Origin of the sequence: Gilliamella sp. B3464 (assembly GCF_026536145.1) — a bacterium.
Classification (GTDB): Bacteria; Pseudomonadota; Gammaproteobacteria; order Enterobacterales; family Orbaceae; genus Gilliamella.
On the sequence record NZ_JAFNOQ010000001.1, the window covers coordinates 384,650 to 400,281 of the forward strand.

The following is a 15,632-nucleotide window of genomic DNA, read 5'->3' on the forward strand; positions in this document are numbered from 1 at the left end:
TTAAACTTTTTCTAAAATCTCAAATTGATAATGATAAGGATTTTTTTCATCAGCAAAGCAATTTTGGCAATAAACTTGTTGCCATTGCCGAACCAAATAATCGGGGAAATAGGTATCACCCTTTAAATAGGCATCAATATGTGTTAAATATAACCGATCGATAAAAGGTAAAACTTGCTGATAAATATTACCGCCACCAATAATAAAGACTTCATCGGCAAGCTGATCTTTAGCTATAGATAATGCTTCGTCAATTGATTTTGCCCAACTTACATTATCAGAATTATGTTCTAACTGAGCTTGTCGACTGATAATAATATTATGTCTATTGGGTAAAGGACGACCAATAGACTCATAAGTCTTGCGTCCCATAATAACCGGTTTATGTAGTGTGTTTTTCTTAAACCAAGCCAAATCTGCCGGTAAATGCCACGGCATTTGATTGTTAAGACCAATGACACGATCTTTCGCCATAGCAACAATAATGCTTAAAATCATTTTTATACCTTTACTTACACATATCCTAAGGATTTTATCTTCTGATTGACATTTTCAGGAAATATCGTTTGACTCCAAAGCCGTTCACTTAACGAAAGTAATGGCTCTTTTTGCCCTGAAACGATCCAATTAGCAAGTTCAGTTGCGACATCTGGATAGATGATTGGTTTAGGAGAAGGCAAACTAAGCCAATATTTAAGTTTGATATTATTCAAACTTTCCATCACTGTTGCCATATCTAACGCTTGTAAACATTGAGCATTATAGATCTGTTCAAATTGCCCCGATACCGGTTTAGTTAAAATCTTTTTACCCAAAACTAACGCTTCTGAAATTAAAGCAAAGCCAGTATTTGCAATGATTCCGGAACAACTGACTAAAGCGTGCGTAAAACTATCTCGACCAAGTGGTTGAAAAAGAATATTACCGTGCTGTTCAACTTGTTTAATATCCGGATGGAAACAGATAAATTGATAATTTGGAAACTGCTGCAATAACACAGTAATTTCATCTAATGCTTCAAATGGTAAGTAAACAACGATATTGCCATTTTCACTTGAGGCAACCTCAAATGAATCAATCATTGGCGGTATCAATTTGTGTCCAAAATGAAACCAATGTAACCCAATGGGTTTAGTCACTGGTGCATAATACTTCATAATCACATTGGCTATCAATCCATATTCTTTAGGTTTAAGATATTGACACACCGCCTGATTACTAATCCCTAAACAATCACGATGTTGATAATGCGCAGCCCAAGCACTAACTGGCTCAAAATCACTGATAACACAATCATATGTCGATAAATCGAGTTCACGCACATCTTTAATTAAACGAAAAGCGCGAATCCGTTGTACGGTTTTGCGAAAATTAATCTTACCATTTAACGTCGCAAACGAAACACCGCGATAGGTTTTATAATTACCAAAAACTTGCATATCAAAATAGTCTTTAGGATCACGTCCACTGAAAATATAATCAACATCAGCCCCTGCTTTTTTAAGTGCATTGGCTAATGTTCTACAACGACTGACGTGGCCATTTCCTGTTCCTTGAACACCAAAGAGAATTTTCATATCGTATGATTTGTCGATTTAAAGTTAGGTAAATATAATAACAGAACAGTAAGCATTTATCTTTCTTATTTTATATCAAAAGACCCAATAATTAGACTATAATTTTACGCAGTAGTCGTTAACCAGTCACTTATCAATAATTAAATAAACAATTTGAATTAAATCAGATAAAGTTAACAATTTTAAAAAAGTATAAATTTACTCCTTTTTCCGGTAGAATAAACAGATAGTTTGTTAGATGAATAGTGAGATAGAATATGTCATTAAGAATCAACAATAAGGCTTATACTATTATTGCATTATCCGCAATACTTGTATTTTTGCTGAGTGTTTCTACATGGCATTTGTCTAAAAATTATTTTCAATCTTCTACGCGTTGTAACTTGGCACATCAAACGGCAGTTAACCTAAAAGAGAGCAAGCGTCACCATAATACGACTCAATCTAATCCCAACTCATCAATTCCAAACAAATATCAACAACTAAACCACTGCCCAACATGTAGCTCACTTGTTACTAACTATTTTTTTTCTTTTGATTATGCCATTAAAAGTAAACAGTACCGACCAATAACATTTATACCTGTATATAAAGAAAGTATTCCTGAGTTAAAACCACCAAAAATTGCTTAATAGTATTTATCAAACACAAGAAGTAAGTAATTCACAGTCAATAACGCAATAAAAAGCACCTTATGTGAGGCTTTTTATCACATTGTTTTGAATAAATGGTTATTTTATTTAACTAACTATATTTTAAAGGAATATTATGAAACGTCGAAATTTTATCATCAGTTTTACCGCCGCCTTAGGTGGATTGTTTGCCACTAAAGCTATCGCCAAAATGAATCACGCATCAATGTCTGAAAACGTTTGTGAAGTTAATTCTGATAACTGTAATACGGAGGGGAATATGCACGATCATATGAACATGAATATGAATATGAATATGAATAACACAATGCCACAAAAACTGTTATCGACTTCAGCACTGAAACAGGGTAAAAATTTACCTGAGCTCACCAATTTAAAAAATACCAGTAACCAAGCTGGTGTCTTTGAAGCAACGTTACATTTAAAACCAGTAAAAATAGCTTTAACACCCGATATCACGACAGAATTTTGGGCATATAATGGCATGGTTCCCGGTCCAAAAATTGAAGTATTTGAAGGTGATCAGGTCAAAATAACAGTGAAAAATGATCTTTCACAACCCACAACCGTACACTGGCATGGTTTGCTTATTCCGTCAGATCAAGACGGTAATCCACAAGATGCCATTCCAGCAGGCGGTAGTCGAATTTATGAATTTACCATCCCTGAAGGCACCGCTGGAACCTATTGGTATCACCCCCATGGGCACGACACCGTTGCTGAACAAGTCTACCGTGGTTTAGCCGGTACATTTATTGTCCGCAGTAAAAACGATCCATTAGCTTCACTACCTGAGCAACATTGGTTCTTTTCCGACTTAAAATTAACAGAAAAAGGGGAAATTGCTGAAAACTCGATGACAGACTGGATGAATGGTCGAGAAGGACAATTTGTGTTAATCAATGGCGCTTACCGCCCAAATATAAAAGTAGAAGGTGCAACCCGAGTCAGAATCTGGAATGCGTGTTCAGGTCGATACTTAAACCTTTCGGTACCCGATTGTGATGTTTATTTAGTGGGTACGGACGGTGGCCTAATTGCTGCGCCTCACCAACTTAATACCCCCCTACTACTTACCCCAGCTGAACGCGCTGAAGTGGTCATTGTTCCGAAGAAAACAGCCAGCCTTTACTTGGAAAATATCGGATACGATCGGGGCAAAATGGGTAATGTACCGCCGGAGCAAAATATCATTCTTTCACAACTCCAGCTAACTCAAACGGCCAGTGTAGTTTTACCGACTCATCTAAAACAAGTACCAACTTTAGGCGAAGCTGTCGCTAAAAAATCACTGGAATATACCGAAGTAATGGATAAAAGTGAGCCTCGAGGTGGTATGTTGTTTTTAATTAATGGCAAACGGCATGATATGTCACGAATTGACTTAGAAAGTAAACTGCACGATGTTGAGGAGTGGACAATTGTTAACAACTCACATATGGATCACAATTTCCATATACATGGTGCGCAATTTATTGTGCAGTCTCGTGAATTAAATGGTACTAAAACAACGCCTGAATTTGTTGCGTTAAAAGATACCACCAATTTACGTCCGCACGAAACACTTGTTGTGAAAATTCAACAAAACATGCCGGGATTACGCATGTATCATTGCCATATCATCGAACACGAAACATTGGGTATGATGGGGCAATTGATGGTGAAATAATCGATTTGTTCTCCCTCTTTTCTTAATTGTCTAAATACAGACTATTAAGATTAAGAGGGGATTTTATTTCGATTAAGATAAATCAACAATCTATAGCAAATAATCCCCCTCAAATAGAAAAAATAGTTTCAACAATTACGGTAACAAAATAGACAATATCGAGTAAATAATAGACTAATTAACGTTGACGGTTACTCACCTAAAATGACTTGTGTTTGCTTCTCTAATTTTGCAACTAGCAAAGGATCAGCCATATCATTAGTCATCAATGCGGTAATCGCTTGCCATTCGCAAATTTTATATAAACTTTTGCGACTGAATTTAGTGTAATCACTTAACATATATTTTTATCCAAGTGAGCAATGATCGCTTTATCAACATAAGCATCAAAAGAAGATGAACAAGAAGGACCGCTTAAATTACTCAAGCCATCAATATCTAAACAACAAGCATCTACCTGAATTTCATTGATCTTTGACACGGCTCAACCACCAAAAACCGATGAGCTTTTATCACGCAGTTCACCGCCAAATAAAACAATTTGGTTTTGTGATGAAATAAGCGTGTTAGCAATAGGCAATAAATCAGTAAAAATCTCATAATCGGCACAAAAGCTCAAAAGCTGCCCCACCCTCTTGCTAGTATAAATTGGCAAGTGGATGTTATCGGTCACTCATTTTAACAATTTTACTGCCACAACATCTAACCGAGTCAAAATAAGATAGCAGACCTTTAGCCATTTTTCTTTTAACATCAAGAGTAGCTAATGACACTGCTGTAATAATTGTTTTAATTTTGAGAAAAAATGCTAGAATGTTGCCACTATGACTGTGATTAGCTATTGTAAACAACTCCACAAACGCTTTATTATCAAAACTGCCTTATCGCACTTATTATTAGGTGTGATTGCTGCTGGGTTTGGTCTATATCAAGAAAATGCATTACCTGCTCAGCTATCGGTGTCTCAAGTCGGTATTATAGCTATTACCGCAATAGTGCAAGATCATCAAACGCCAATAAAAACGCATATACAATCACTGTTGTTGGTGCAAAAACAACATGATAATAAACAAACCATTTCATTAAATCATTATGATGTCAGTCCCAATATTGTCATCCGATTAACCCCCTACAACGGCATTAGAGCTGGTCCTGAAGCTACTGTTTAAAAATCGATAACTTACTGAAATTAAGTTGCCTTATTTAGATATAAAACCTTATTAATCCTATTAAAAAAATAAGAGAAGATCATGCTATTAAAATTATTAACCAAAGTATTCGGTAGCCGTAATGAACGCGTACTAAAAACAATGCGCAAACGCGTAGAAAGAATCAATGCGTTAGAACCACAAATGGAAGCATTAACCGATGATGAGCTAAAAGCAAAAACAGCAGAATTCAAACAAAAAATTGCTGATGGCACCAAATTAGATGATATTTTAGAAGAAGCTTTTGCGGTCGTTCGTGAAGCGAGTAAACGCGTTTTTGGAATGCGTCATTTTGATGTGCAGCTAATTGGGGGTATGGTATTAAATGAACGCTGTATTGCTGAAATGCGAACCGGTGAAGGTAAAACCTTAACCGCAACCTTACCTGCCTATTTAAATGCGTTAACCGGCAAAGGGGTTCATGTCGTCACGGTTAATGATTACTTAGCCCAACGTGATGCTGAAAACAATCGCCCACTATTTGAATTTCTAGGTTTAACTGTCGGTATTAATCTACCTAACATGCCACCGCAAATGAAACGCGATGCTTATAATGCCGATATCACTTATGGTACTAATAACGAATATGGCTTTGATTACCTGCGCGATAATATGGTGTTTACGAAAGAATCGCGAGTACAACGCCCACTACATTATGCCTTAGTCGACGAAGTAGACTCGATTTTAATTGATGAAGCAAGAACACCATTAATCATATCTGGACAAGCCGAAGACAGCTCTGATAGATATGTCAGTATCGATAAAATTATTCCATACTTGGTTCGCCAAGAAAAAGAAGATTCTGATCAATTTCAAGGTGATGGTGACTTTTCTATTGACGAAAAAACACGTCAAGTCAACCTTACTGAACGCGGTTTAATTAAAGTTGAAGAGTTACTAATTAAACAAGGCATTATGAAAAGTGACGAGTCACTGTATGCCCCAAGCAATATTGTGTTAATGCACCATGTCAATGCAGCGCTTCGAGCCCATCACCTATTCCATAAAGATGTGGATTATATTGTTCGCGATAACGAAATCATTATTGTCGATGAACATACCGGTCGTACCATGGATGGACGCCGTTGGTCTGATGGATTACATCAGGCGGTAGAAGCCAAAGAACATGTTAAAATTCAAAATGAAAACCAAACTTTGGCATCTATCACTTTCCAAAACTATTTCCGACTATATGAAAAATTAGCAGGGATGACAGGAACAGCGGATACCGAAGCATTCGAATTTAATCAAATTTATGGTCTCGATACTATTGTTATTCCAACGAATCGTCCAATGGTCCGTAAAGATCAATCCGATTTAGTCTATATGACCGAAAAAGAAAAAATCGATGCGATCGTTTCTGATGTACAAGAATGTGTAAAACGTGGGCAGCCTGTGTTAGTCGGTACGGCTTCCATCGAGAAATCAGAACTTGTCTCTCAAGCATTTAAAAAAGCGGGTATCAAACATAATGTATTAAATGCTAAATTCCATGCACAAGAGGCCGAGATTATAGCTGAAGCAGGTAGTAAAGGTGCCGTGACAATTGCCACCAATATGGCTGGCCGTGGTACTGACATTATGCTTGGTGGTAACTGGCAAAATGAAGTCGCTAAACTTGAAAATCCAACCCCTGAAGATATCGAAAAAGCTAAACAAGCATGGCAAACCAAGCACGAAGAGGTAATAGCACTTGGTGGTCTTTACATTTTAGGGACAGAGCGTCACGAATCTCGTCGTATTGATAACCAATTACGAGGTCGTGCTGGTCGTCAAGGTGACCCTGGTGCTTCACGCTTTTATCTATCACTTGAAGACCCATTAATGCGAATTTTTGCTTCAGAGCGTGTTGGTAACATGATGCGTAAACTGGGTATGAAAGAAGGCGAAGCCATTGAACATCCTTGGGTTACTAAAGCTATTGCAAATGCGCAAAAGAAAGTTGAAAGCCGTAACTTTGATATACGTAAACAACTACTTGAATTTGATGATGTTGCCAACGATCAACGTAAAGCAATTTATCGTCAACGAAATGAACTACTCGATAATAGCGATATTAAAGATACCATTGATTCTATTCGTGATGACGTATTTAATGCGTTAATCGATCAATATATTCCACCTCAATCAATTGAAGAGATGTGGGACGTCCCAGGACTAGAATCAGCTTTAAAAACGGATTTTGCTTTAGATTTACCGATTGCCAAATGGTTAGATGAAGAAGCAAATCTGCATGAAGAAACATTACGTGAACGTATTTTACAAATTGCAAAAGAGACCTATCTTGAAAAAGAAAATAGTGCTGGCTCTGAAGCATTTAGACACTTTGAAAAAAGTGTAATGTTACAAACACTTGACACTTTATGGAAAGAACATTTAGCCGCAATGGATTATTTACGCCAAGGTATACATTTACGTGGTTATGCGCAAAAAGATCCTAAACAAGAGTATAAGCGTGAATCATTTAATATGTTTGCAAGCATGTTAGAATCGTTAAAATATGATGTTATTGGCGTACTGAGTCGTGTTCAAATCCGGTCACAAGAGGAAGTTGATGAAGCCGAACGACAACGCTTAGCTGAAATGGAAAAGCTCATGGAAAAACAGAAAACGAGCCATGAATCTGTTACTAGTATTGATGGAGATGAACCTGAAACCTCATCGACGCAACCAGTAGTCCGCGCGCAAGCAAAAGTTGGGCGTAATGATCCTTGTCCATGTGGCTCAGGGAAAAAATATAAACACTGTCATGGTGCTGTTCACTAAGGTAAAAATTTAGTATCATCAAAATATTATCAAATAAATTGCCGATCACTTTCGGCATTCAAAAAGTGGGAAAGGATCACTTTCCCCAAGTTGACTCATAGATAGACAGACAGGATTATGAAAAAACATACTGAAATTGCTGTAGGTATTATACGTTCACAAGATTGTCAAATCTTTATCACTCAACGAGGTGAAGACTCGCATCTTGCTGGTTTTTGGGAGTTTCCAGGTGGAAAAGTCGAAGTTGCTGAAACACCTTTTCAAACTTTACAACGCGAGATCGCTGAAGAAGTCGACATCCATATTCATCATGCGCAATTCTTAAAAACAGTCCAGCATAGTTACGATGATCGCGATATTACTATCCATGCTTATTTAGTTGAAGAGTGGGATGGCGTACCTTTTGCCAAAGAAGGGCAACCGAGTCGTTGGATTGATCAAGAAGATCTCAATGCGGATGAATTTCCCGATGCTAATCGACCTATCATCGAAATGCTAAAAAATTTAGATAAACAAATTTAGCATATTCTTTTTAAGAATACCTTTTTATTCGTTTGATTTTCAAGCGTATACCTTCCCCTATCCGCATAAAAAACATAATATTAACTCAAATATTGCTGTTTTAACTTTGTTTCAAAGCATAACTTATAATATACTGCTGTCCTTATTGATATTACTTATCAATAAGGACACTATTTTTAAAATATAAAAAAAGGAAATGAATACAATGAAAGAATATAAAGTCGTTATTTACCAAGAAGGTGCTTTATCCTCTTTACTTTTTGGTGCAGCGAATTCTAATGCTGAAAAATTCTCTGATTTTTTAAATCAAAATGCAAGACAAGGTTGGCGTGTGGTGACAATGGAAAAAGATATGAGACGCTTATTTCTACTTTGGAAACGCGAAGCCTATCTAATTGTGATGGAAAAAGATCGCATATAAATAACCAATATTCATACAGTTAAAAAACTGTATGAACAATAGAAATTGAGCTTAAGCTTAAAACTGGTTAGTTTAGTTTTATTTGATTCAAGACAGTTGATGTCCAAAACTACAGGTCAATTTAAAGATAAAATATCACTCACTATTTATAATTTACATTTGACCTTTAAAATTAAACAGCAAAATCGATTATTTACACTGTAATCGTTGTTCGGCTAATGCCAAAAAAACAATACCAATAATAATACATAACGCGCCAAGTAAACGAGTGGTTGTAATTTGCTCATTAAAAGCCACGATCGAAACAAGCATTACCGTTACAACTTGTAAATGAGAAGCTGCAAAAGCCGGACCAACTGGTGCTTTTTTTAATAATATCATCCATGTCATAAAAGCACCTGTATAGCCTAAAATAACTAAATAAGCCCAACCATGACTAAAAATACGAATCAACCAATGAAAATTAGCCTCAAAGGGGAGTGCTGCTAATGCCGTTAATTTAAAGCTGGTTTGCCCAAAAGTATCGAAAAATAATAACAAAATAAAACCAATGATATAAAATTTTTTCATTAGGTGAGCCCTACTAAAATAACGCCAAAAGTAATAAAAAATATACCAATAAGACGAAAGGCTGTTAGATGCTCTTTAAATAAAACTCGTCCAGCAATCATAACGGTGATAATGTTAAACGATCCTAATAAAATACCTTGCGACAAAGGGACTTCACTTAAAAACGCCAGCCAAAAAATAAAGCCAACAAAATAGGTACCAAAACCTAACCAAAGCCAAAAATTACCAAACAATCTTTGCCAATAGTGTAAACCTTGTTGATGTTTTGACGTTATGGCGGCATATTTAAATGCAATTTGTCCAACAGTATCACAAAATAGATTAACTAACCAAAGTGTAATAATTAAGGCTGACACGGCTGACAAATTCCATGTATTTCAAGCACACTATGTTTTATTAAAAACTGACTTTGCAGTGCTAATAGCTTGAGCTGTGTTTCAATATCTTCTGAATGCTTTTCTATAATTTGTTTACATTTATCACAAATAAATAAAATTGAAATATGCTCGGGGTCGTGAAAATGCGGGCATACAATGTAACTGTTAGATGATTCAACTTTGTGAATAAAACCTTGTTCGAGTAAAAACTCAAGTGCGCGATAAATTGTCGGTGGTTTTGCTTGCGGTTCACTCACTTTCAACAGATCTAACAAATCATATGCACTCATCGCTTTATTTGCTTTTAACATGATATGTAAAACGGTACGCCGCTGTGTTGTCAGTTTTATACCGCGTTTTTTGCATAACATTTCAATCTTTTCAATTAGCAGATTGTGCATTCGGTTTCCCTTCACTTTTGATTATTATTTATTACGTGCAGCTTTTTTTCGTCTTATCTCTTTAGGATCATTAATTAATGGACGATAAATTTCGATGCGATCACCATCATTAACTAACGTATCAAAATCACAGCGCTTACCGTAAATACCAACTAGATGCTCATCTAATGCAATTTGACATAGCGATAAGATATTGGATTTTGTTATTGCTTGCAATACATTAGTTTGTGCATCAACGTCTAAATCAATGAAGGTTGCATTATTAGGTAAAGCATAAACAACTTGAATATTTATCATACTAATAAATCTGCCTTGCTCGTGTTGAAAATGCATTGACCATGTTAGTCATAACTTCTTTAAACACTGGGGTAAAAGCAATATCAAGTAGCTTATTTTTAAACTCAAAATCTAAACTAAAACTAATTTTACTGTGAGTATCATTCACTGGCGTAAATTGCCATTTACCAGACAGGTGTTTAAAAGGGCCTTGCAGTAACTTCATCTCAATTAAATGCGGCTCATTAATCTGATTGACAGTAGTAAAAGATTTTTTAAAGCCTAACTTTTCAACCTCAATAAAAGCCGTTAACCTATTATCTTGTTTGCTAATAATGCCAGTTGCGATACAATCAGGAACAAATTCTGGATAACGAGCAATATCATTAACCAACGCAAACATTTGCTCAATTGAATAGGGCTCGATAACTTCGTGAAAAACGTGTGCCATAAGAATAAAATAAAAAAATAAAATTATTGGCATATAGTATCACGTAACTCTATAATATCGCACATTATGACTAAGAAAAAATCACACAAGCCGGGTTCGGCAACGATTGCATTAAATAAACGCGCACGCCATGAGTACTTTATTGAAGAGGAAATTGAGGCGGGATTATCCCTACAAGGTTGGGAAGTAAAATCCCTGCGCGCAGGTAAAGCCAACATTAGTGATAGTTACGTTTTACTCAAAGATGGCGAAGCATGGTTATTTGGTGCAACAATTACGCCATTATCGGTTGCATCATCGCATGTAGTATGCGATCCGATGCGTACACGTAAATTGCTGCTTAATCAGCGTGAATTGAACGCTCTGTTCGGTCAAATAAACCGTCAAGGTTATACCGTTGTTGCCCTATCTTTATATTGGAAAAATGCTTGGGCTAAAGTAAAAATCGGTTTAGCCAAAGGTAAAAAAGAGTACGATAAACGTACCGACATTAAAGAACGCCAATGGCAGGTTGATAAAGCGCGAATTATGAAAAATGCCAACCGTTAATAGTCTAGTTCATAAAAAAATTGCTAGGCTAACGGTGGCGAATAATTTTCGGCTCAATAAAAAAGGCATGATGTTTTAGTTCTTTAAAGTTAATCAGCCGATCGATGACCTCAACACAAGTATGTGCCATGGTTTGAAAATCTTGTGCAATGGCATCTGTTGGGTAATAACAGTAGTCAAGATAGATATTATAATCATAAGAGCATAAACAAATTTGATTAGGATCTATTTTGATTTCGACCAAATAACTCAGTACCTCTTGCAATAAATTGCAGGAAGGCGTAAAAATAGCCTTAGGTAACCGCCCTAATTTTTGATGAACACCTTTAATTAACTGATACCCTTTATTTTGACAATAGTCATCACTGACTAACCAATCGTGTTTGAACTTTAATCCCGCAGTTTTGAGCCCTTGCTTGAATCCTTCAAGTCTTGCATGAATCGAGGTTAGTTGTATATCACACCCAATAAAATAAAACTCTTTTAGTTGCTTAGCATAAGGAATTATCAAATCGGCAACTGACTTTACAGATTCACTGGTGATAAAAGGAAGTTTGGTATCTTTCAAATAACGATCGAAAAACAAAACGGGAGTCTTTTGGTTAATGCTTACATAAAAATCATCACTATCTAAAGATGTTACAACAATCATGGCATCAACGCAGCGTTCGACCAAATTTTGCGCCACTTTAATTTCGACCTCGGGATTATAATGACTACAAGTGATTAAGAGTTGAATATTTTTTTGTCTGAACGAGGCTTCTAGATGATGTAAAAACATCGAAAAAAATGAATTAGACATATCCGGCACAATAACGCCAATAGTATTAGTGCTATTCGCTTTAACTAAATATTGACGAATATGAGATTGATCACTGTATTGCTGAGCAATCGCTAATACTCGTTGCCGAGTTAAGGGCGAAATTCGATACTTTTTATCTCGTTTATTAAAAATATGACTGACGGTCGTTGCCGACACGCCAGCCAAACGAGCAATATCATTGATCTTTAATTTATTACTCGCCATAACCACATTACCTTATTTTTAGCGCGGAGTTCGCTGTTGTTTATTAGGGAACGCAGGATTGTGATTTGCCGATGGATTTTGATACCAATAAGCCACACTTGCGATATCATCACAACGTTCATACAATCTTATATCATCGTTACCAATCTGTTGAAAGGCTAACTTGATATTTTTGTGAAATGCCACCGGATCTGGTAAATGCCAACGATATAAACCATGCATAGGCAAACCATCATCGCCAAAGCCATGTACAGGGTTTGCATCGCCTGTCTGGAAAAAATCACGTGTTGCATCACGATTGGTTTGATAAGGGTAACCCATAAACAGTGTTTGAAAACACTTCGCTTTTGGGCGTCCTTGGCTGTCGCGATTATGAAATGCCCAAGCGCCACCAAAATAGTCTTCAGAACCCGTTGAATGTTGTGTTGGATAGTCGCTATCATCATCAAGATAGAATTTAAACTCCCCCTTCCCCCCACCAATAACGCTCTAGCGCCGTTAAGGCTAAGTAAGTCCCTACATAATAACCCTGTCCTTGCACATTATCCAAAATGACATAATCTTGGGCGTATTGAGTAATGCGTTGTCGGCGCCATTGCGCATGAAAATAAAGCGGCGCTTCAAATGGTTTTGGCATTAACGCATAGTTCACAGTAAAAAAGAAATGTTGCAAATCAGCCTCATGCTCATTTTCAATTTCAATGCGGGCTTTTTTATTAAATGGCATTCTAAAATAACAATTAAGCCACCTATTGGATTAATGACAATTGGCATTGAGTTGATGTCACATCTTGCACCAAAACCATTACAGAAAAAGTCACCAATTGGGCTTTCAACTGATGGTACGGCTTCATCATCCCAATAAATGCGTATCACCACATCGCGGAGTACAAAGCTTCCGCGATGTGTTCTATCAGTTAAAGTAAACCACATATGACGAATTTCAGCAGGACCCGTTATTTCAGCTATGGTCACCTTTTTACCGGCAGGGATTGAGATACAGCCTTGCCTTTTCGACTCGGCCCTAAAGCGCTGGCCTTCATACATGATTTGCCTTTTTCGCCAGTCATATTTTCGGGCGAAATAGTTCTGGTTTGTTCAAAGTGAAACTGCATAACAGGATTTGATATCCTGAATTTAATCAACAAAATGATTTTTTAAATATAATTCTTGATCCAAATTAAATCAGTGTTATTAATCTTCATTATTTAATGATTTGACCTTTTTATCACTACTTAAGAACAGCATGGCAAAAACCATAAAACCCAACACGACTAGCCCTAAATTATTAAAAGTGGTTGCTGCACCTGCCGTGTCATAAACCTGACCGACAAAGTCAGAAAACAATATCACCCCAACCGAACCTGCGACCTGATAGCCAATTAGAAATACCGTTGCCGACAAGCGCGCATTAAAGTTGTTATCAATATATTTAAATACTGACACTAAAATGGTTGAAATTTCAAAACAGTGAATAAGTTGAATGACTGAAATAATAGTAATACTTTCGACATGACCGGTTAAAAAGATTCGAGATGCTGAAATAAAAGCGGCAAAAATTAAAGCATTTTTCGCACCAATGCGATTAACCACAAATGGCACACAAAACATCACTTCAGCCTCTAAAAATACTTTTAATGAATTTAAGATGCCGTATAAACGAAATCCATCATTTACACCATTAAATTGCTGGATAAAATAAACCGGAAATAACTGTTGATCGTAAATATTATAAAGGCTATAAGTGCCAAGCACATAAATCACAAATATCCAAAACTTTTTAAGCGCAAACACTGAAATAATTTCATTAAAACTTAACTTATCTTTCTTTTGAAAGACTGCTGTTGTTGATTTGCTTAAATTTGGTTTAAAATTCAGATTGAGTATCATAAAGCAAACACCCATTACTGATGCCGCCCAAAAGTTAATATGTGGATTAATACTAATTAAGATGCCTGCAATAAAAGTAACAACACCATAACCAATACACCCCCAAGTGCGACATTGACCAAATTCAAAATTAAAAGCACGGCTGATTTTTTCACAATAGCAATCAATTAGTCCCCTACCAGCAAGCCAACCAAAACCTAAAAAGAAACTACCAAAAATGACTCCAGTGAAAAAATTATTTAGTAATAGCGGTTCATAGACATAAATTAACGCGGGCGCAGCGCAAGTAATAATAATGCTTTGCAACCAAATTAAATGCTTTTTTAATACTAATTTATCTTGATAAACACCATAAATAATCATAATAATTAACGAGATAAAGTAATTAAACGAATAAATAATTCCGGTTTGTTCAGCCGTTAAACCAATTTCCTTACTTAACCATATTGCATAAAAAGAAAAAACAAAACTCCCTGCAGCATGAAATATAAAGCTATAACATGAAGCGAACCAATAAGTTGGCTTTTGATAGAAGGCATTTGTCATAATTTATCCCTTAAAGAGTGAACAACTCAAATTAAGTATAAAGTATAAAGTATAAATAGCTTAAAATTTAGCTTTAAAAGGTTTATTAGATAAATGTGATCAACATCAAAGTTATTTTGTTGCCACAAACAAAATGAAATAAATCAGAGATAAAAATTAAAAGGATGACAAATGAAACACTAAAAATATTATGCCAATGACAATCTAACGATATAGCCAGTAACGTGACATATTTTTAGTATATTGATTTCGTTGCGCATTTTGATAAAAGTTCGTCATTTGCAACGGATTGTTAAATAACCTAAAACTATTTTACAAAATAGGATTAAGCATGCTTTTTCGGGATGTGATAGTTGTAAGGGATTTAAAACAAAAATAACGCATTCTCAGCCTTTAAAGTTCGCTTTGATGGATATAATAGTGACTAGGTCTATTTAATGGTAACACTAACATGTGACAAGTGAAGTAGCCTTAAAAGTACAATATTTACCTTAAACCTAGCCATTGATTGTTTGCACAAAAAAAGATTAGTTTGAAGATAAGACTGAGTAGCCAATTAACAGCATCATTCTGCAATATTTATCAACATTATATGTTGTTTTTATTTAAGATTGATAATAAACAACAGCCTTTTAATAAAATTACCCAGATTTGTTTTTGTTCTATTATTAGCAATAATATCTCTAAATAGTGATAAAACGTTTGATAAAATCGACAGATTCAAACCCG

The 15,632-nt window shown here is 35.8% G+C and carries 19 protein-coding genes and 1 pseudogene; 7 read left to right on the forward strand and 13 right to left on the reverse strand.

Features of this window, described 5'->3' with window-relative positions:
• Both folA and J3U57_RS01735 read right to left on the reverse strand, forming a co-directional pair.
• Positions 1–498 carry a type 3 dihydrofolate reductase gene (gene folA / locus J3U57_RS01730; RefSeq protein WP_416379635.1) on the reverse strand — a complete coding sequence of 166 codons (498 nt, stop codon included), beginning with the start codon at positions 496–498 and terminating at the stop codon, positions 1–3.
• A gap of 14 nt (positions 499–512) precedes the next feature.
• Positions 513–1,577 (reverse strand): MJ1255/VC2487 family glycosyltransferase, encoded by a 1,065-nt coding sequence (locus tag J3U57_RS01735; protein WP_267343645.1) that lies wholly within the window; start codon positions 1,575–1,577, stop codon positions 513–515.
• Positions 1,578–1,834: 257 nt separating this feature from the next.
• Here J3U57_RS01735 and J3U57_RS01740 point away from each other — a divergent pair, with 257 nt between their 5' ends.
• Together J3U57_RS01740 and J3U57_RS01745 are read left to right on the forward strand one after the other, a co-directional pair.
• Positions 1,835–2,209 carry a hypothetical protein gene (locus J3U57_RS01740; protein WP_267333743.1) on the forward strand — a complete coding sequence of 125 codons (375 nt, stop codon included), beginning with the start codon at positions 1,835–1,837 and terminating at the stop codon, positions 2,207–2,209.
• A 136-nt stretch (positions 2,210–2,345) separates the two neighbouring features.
• On the forward strand, positions 2,346–3,899 hold the full coding sequence (locus J3U57_RS01745; protein WP_267343646.1) for a multicopper oxidase family protein: 1,554 nt from the start codon (positions 2,346–2,348) through the stop codon (positions 3,897–3,899).
• A 191-nt stretch (positions 3,900–4,090) separates the two neighbouring features.
• On the opposite strand, the gene J3U57_RS01750 is transcribed toward J3U57_RS01745, so the two are convergent.
• The 3 genes from J3U57_RS01750 to J3U57_RS01760 are packed head-to-tail and all read right to left on the reverse strand — an operon-like array spanning position 4,091 to position 4,518.
• A complete protein-coding gene (locus tag J3U57_RS01750; protein WP_267343647.1) occupies positions 4,091–4,240 on the reverse strand; it encodes a hypothetical protein in 150 nt (49 codons plus the stop codon).
• Positions 4,234–4,380 carry a hypothetical protein gene (locus J3U57_RS01755; protein ID WP_267343648.1) on the reverse strand — a complete coding sequence of 49 codons (147 nt, stop codon included), beginning with the start codon at positions 4,378–4,380 and terminating at the stop codon, positions 4,234–4,236. Before J3U57_RS01755 ends, J3U57_RS01750 begins: the two co-directional genes overlap by 7 nt.
• 3 nt (positions 4,381–4,383) lie before the next feature.
• Positions 4,384–4,518, reverse strand: coding sequence for a hypothetical protein (locus J3U57_RS01760; RefSeq protein ID WP_267343649.1), 135 nt, complete (start codon positions 4,516–4,518; stop codon positions 4,384–4,386).
• Between the two features lie 205 nt (positions 4,519–4,723).
• On the opposite strand from J3U57_RS01760, the gene J3U57_RS01765 reads away from it, so the two are divergent.
• From J3U57_RS01765 to J3U57_RS01780, 4 genes are all read left to right on the forward strand, one after another.
• Positions 4,724–5,068, forward strand: coding sequence for a hypothetical protein (locus J3U57_RS01765; protein WP_267343650.1), 345 nt, complete (start codon positions 4,724–4,726; stop codon positions 5,066–5,068).
• An 81-nt stretch (positions 5,069–5,149) separates the two neighbouring features.
• Positions 5,150–7,873: a preprotein translocase subunit SecA gene (gene secA, locus J3U57_RS01770; protein WP_267343651.1), complete on the forward strand. Its 2,724-nt coding sequence runs from the start codon at positions 5,150–5,152 to the stop codon at positions 7,871–7,873.
• Positions 7,874–7,990: 117 nt separating this feature from the next.
• Complete coding sequence (gene mutT / locus J3U57_RS01775) at positions 7,991–8,395, forward strand: 8-oxo-dGTP diphosphatase MutT (protein ID WP_065633139.1); 405 nt, start codon at positions 7,991–7,993, stop codon at positions 8,393–8,395.
• Between the two features lie 205 nt (positions 8,396–8,600).
• Complete coding sequence (locus J3U57_RS01780; protein ID WP_065633138.1) at positions 8,601–8,816, forward strand: DUF4177 domain-containing protein; 216 nt, start codon at positions 8,601–8,603, stop codon at positions 8,814–8,816.
• A 189-nt stretch (positions 8,817–9,005) separates the two neighbouring features.
• On the opposite strand, the gene J3U57_RS01785 is transcribed toward J3U57_RS01780, so the two are convergent.
• From J3U57_RS01785 to J3U57_RS01805, 5 genes are read right to left on the reverse strand one after another with little or no spacing between them, the layout of a single operon-like run.
• The gene (locus J3U57_RS01785; protein WP_267343652.1) at positions 9,006–9,386 is read right to left on the reverse strand and encodes a DMT family transporter; all 381 of its coding nucleotides are present in this window, start codon (positions 9,384–9,386) and stop codon (positions 9,006–9,008) included.
• Complete coding sequence (locus J3U57_RS01790; protein ID WP_267333750.1) at positions 9,386–9,742, reverse strand: EamA family transporter; 357 nt, start codon at positions 9,740–9,742, stop codon at positions 9,386–9,388. Before J3U57_RS01790 ends, J3U57_RS01785 begins: the two co-directional genes overlap by 1 nt.
• Entirely contained in the window at positions 9,730–10,164 is a 435-nt protein-coding gene (gene zur, locus J3U57_RS01795) for a zinc uptake transcriptional repressor Zur (RefSeq protein WP_065633135.1), read from the reverse strand. The genes J3U57_RS01790 and zur overlap by 13 nt, the downstream gene beginning before the upstream one ends.
• A gap of 24 nt (positions 10,165–10,188) precedes the next feature.
• Positions 10,189–10,461, reverse strand: a complete 273-nt coding sequence (locus tag J3U57_RS01800) for an RnfH family protein (protein ID WP_267343653.1) — start codon at positions 10,459–10,461, stop codon at positions 10,189–10,191.
• Between the two features lies 1 nt (position 10,462).
• Positions 10,463–10,924, reverse strand: coding sequence for a type II toxin-antitoxin system RatA family toxin (locus tag J3U57_RS01805; protein WP_267343654.1), 462 nt, complete (start codon positions 10,922–10,924; stop codon positions 10,463–10,465).
• 33 nt (positions 10,925–10,957) lie between these two features.
• Between J3U57_RS01805 and smpB the strand changes: the two genes are divergently transcribed.
• The gene (smpB, locus tag J3U57_RS01810; RefSeq protein ID WP_267343655.1) at positions 10,958–11,440 is read left to right on the forward strand and encodes an SsrA-binding protein SmpB; all 483 of its coding nucleotides are present in this window, start codon (positions 10,958–10,960) and stop codon (positions 11,438–11,440) included.
• 28 nt (positions 11,441–11,468) lie between these two features.
• Here smpB and J3U57_RS01815 read toward each other — a convergent pair whose 3' ends face one another.
• The 3 genes and pseudogenes from J3U57_RS01815 to J3U57_RS01835 all read right to left on the reverse strand — a co-directional run bounded on the left by J3U57_RS01815 (position 11,469) and on the right by J3U57_RS01835 (position 14,903).
• Positions 11,469–12,467, reverse strand: a complete 999-nt coding sequence (locus J3U57_RS01815) for a substrate-binding domain-containing protein (RefSeq protein WP_267333753.1) — start codon at positions 12,465–12,467, stop codon at positions 11,469–11,471.
• A gap of 18 nt (positions 12,468–12,485) precedes the next feature.
• Positions 12,486–13,582 (reverse strand): annotated as a pseudogene (locus J3U57_RS12735) (glycoside hydrolase family 172 protein).
• Positions 13,583–13,661: 79 nt separating this feature from the next.
• The gene (locus J3U57_RS01835) at positions 13,662–14,903 is read right to left on the reverse strand and encodes an oligosaccharide MFS transporter (protein ID WP_267343658.1); all 1,242 of its coding nucleotides are present in this window, start codon (positions 14,901–14,903) and stop codon (positions 13,662–13,664) included.
• Between the last annotated feature and the right edge of the window lie 729 nt (positions 14,904–15,632).

Excerpts from the sequence above, each read along its gene's own strand:
- J3U57_RS01815 (WP_267333753.1), bottom strand. The coding sequence starts at position 12,467 with ATGGCGAGTAATAAATTAAAGATCAATGATATTGCTCGTTTGGCTGGC.
- J3U57_RS01740 (WP_267333743.1), top strand. The coding sequence starts at position 1,835 with ATGTCATTAAGAATCAACAATAAGGCTTATACTATTATTGCATTATCC.
- J3U57_RS01745 (WP_267343646.1), top strand. The coding sequence starts at position 2,346 with ATGAAACGTCGAAATTTTATCATCAGTTTTACCGCCGCCTTAGGTGGA.
- zur (WP_065633135.1), bottom strand. The coding sequence starts at position 10,164 with ATGCACAATCTGCTAATTGAAAAGATTGAAATGTTATGCAAAAAACGC.
- J3U57_RS01750 (WP_267343647.1), bottom strand. The coding sequence starts at position 4,240 with ATGTTAAGTGATTACACTAAATTCAGTCGCAAAAGTTTATATAAAATT.
- mutT (WP_065633139.1), top strand. The coding sequence starts at position 7,991 with ATGAAAAAACATACTGAAATTGCTGTAGGTATTATACGTTCACAAGAT.
- J3U57_RS01835 (WP_267343658.1), bottom strand. The coding sequence starts at position 14,903 with ATGACAAATGCCTTCTATCAAAAGCCAACTTATTGGTTCGCTTCATGT.
- folA (WP_416379635.1), bottom strand. The coding sequence starts at position 498 with ATGATTTTAAGCATTATTGTTGCTATGGCGAAAGATCGTGTCATTGGT.
- smpB (WP_267343655.1), top strand. The coding sequence starts at position 10,958 with ATGACTAAGAAAAAATCACACAAGCCGGGTTCGGCAACGATTGCATTA.
- J3U57_RS01785 (WP_267343652.1), bottom strand. The coding sequence starts at position 9,386 with ATGAAAAAATTTTATATCATTGGTTTTATTTTGTTATTATTTTTCGAT.
- J3U57_RS01800 (WP_267343653.1), bottom strand. The coding sequence starts at position 10,461 with ATGATAAATATTCAAGTTGTTTATGCTTTACCTAATAATGCAACCTTC.
- J3U57_RS01765 (WP_267343650.1), top strand. The coding sequence starts at position 4,724 with ATGACTGTGATTAGCTATTGTAAACAACTCCACAAACGCTTTATTATC.
- J3U57_RS01780 (WP_065633138.1), top strand. The coding sequence starts at position 8,601 with ATGAAAGAATATAAAGTCGTTATTTACCAAGAAGGTGCTTTATCCTCT.
- J3U57_RS01735 (WP_267343645.1), bottom strand. The coding sequence starts at position 1,577 with ATGAAAATTCTCTTTGGTGTTCAAGGAACAGGAAATGGCCACGTCAGT.
- J3U57_RS01805 (WP_267343654.1), bottom strand. The coding sequence starts at position 10,924 with ATGCCAATAATTTTATTTTTTTATTTTATTCTTATGGCACACGTTTTT.
- secA (WP_267343651.1), top strand. The coding sequence starts at position 5,150 with ATGCTATTAAAATTATTAACCAAAGTATTCGGTAGCCGTAATGAACGC.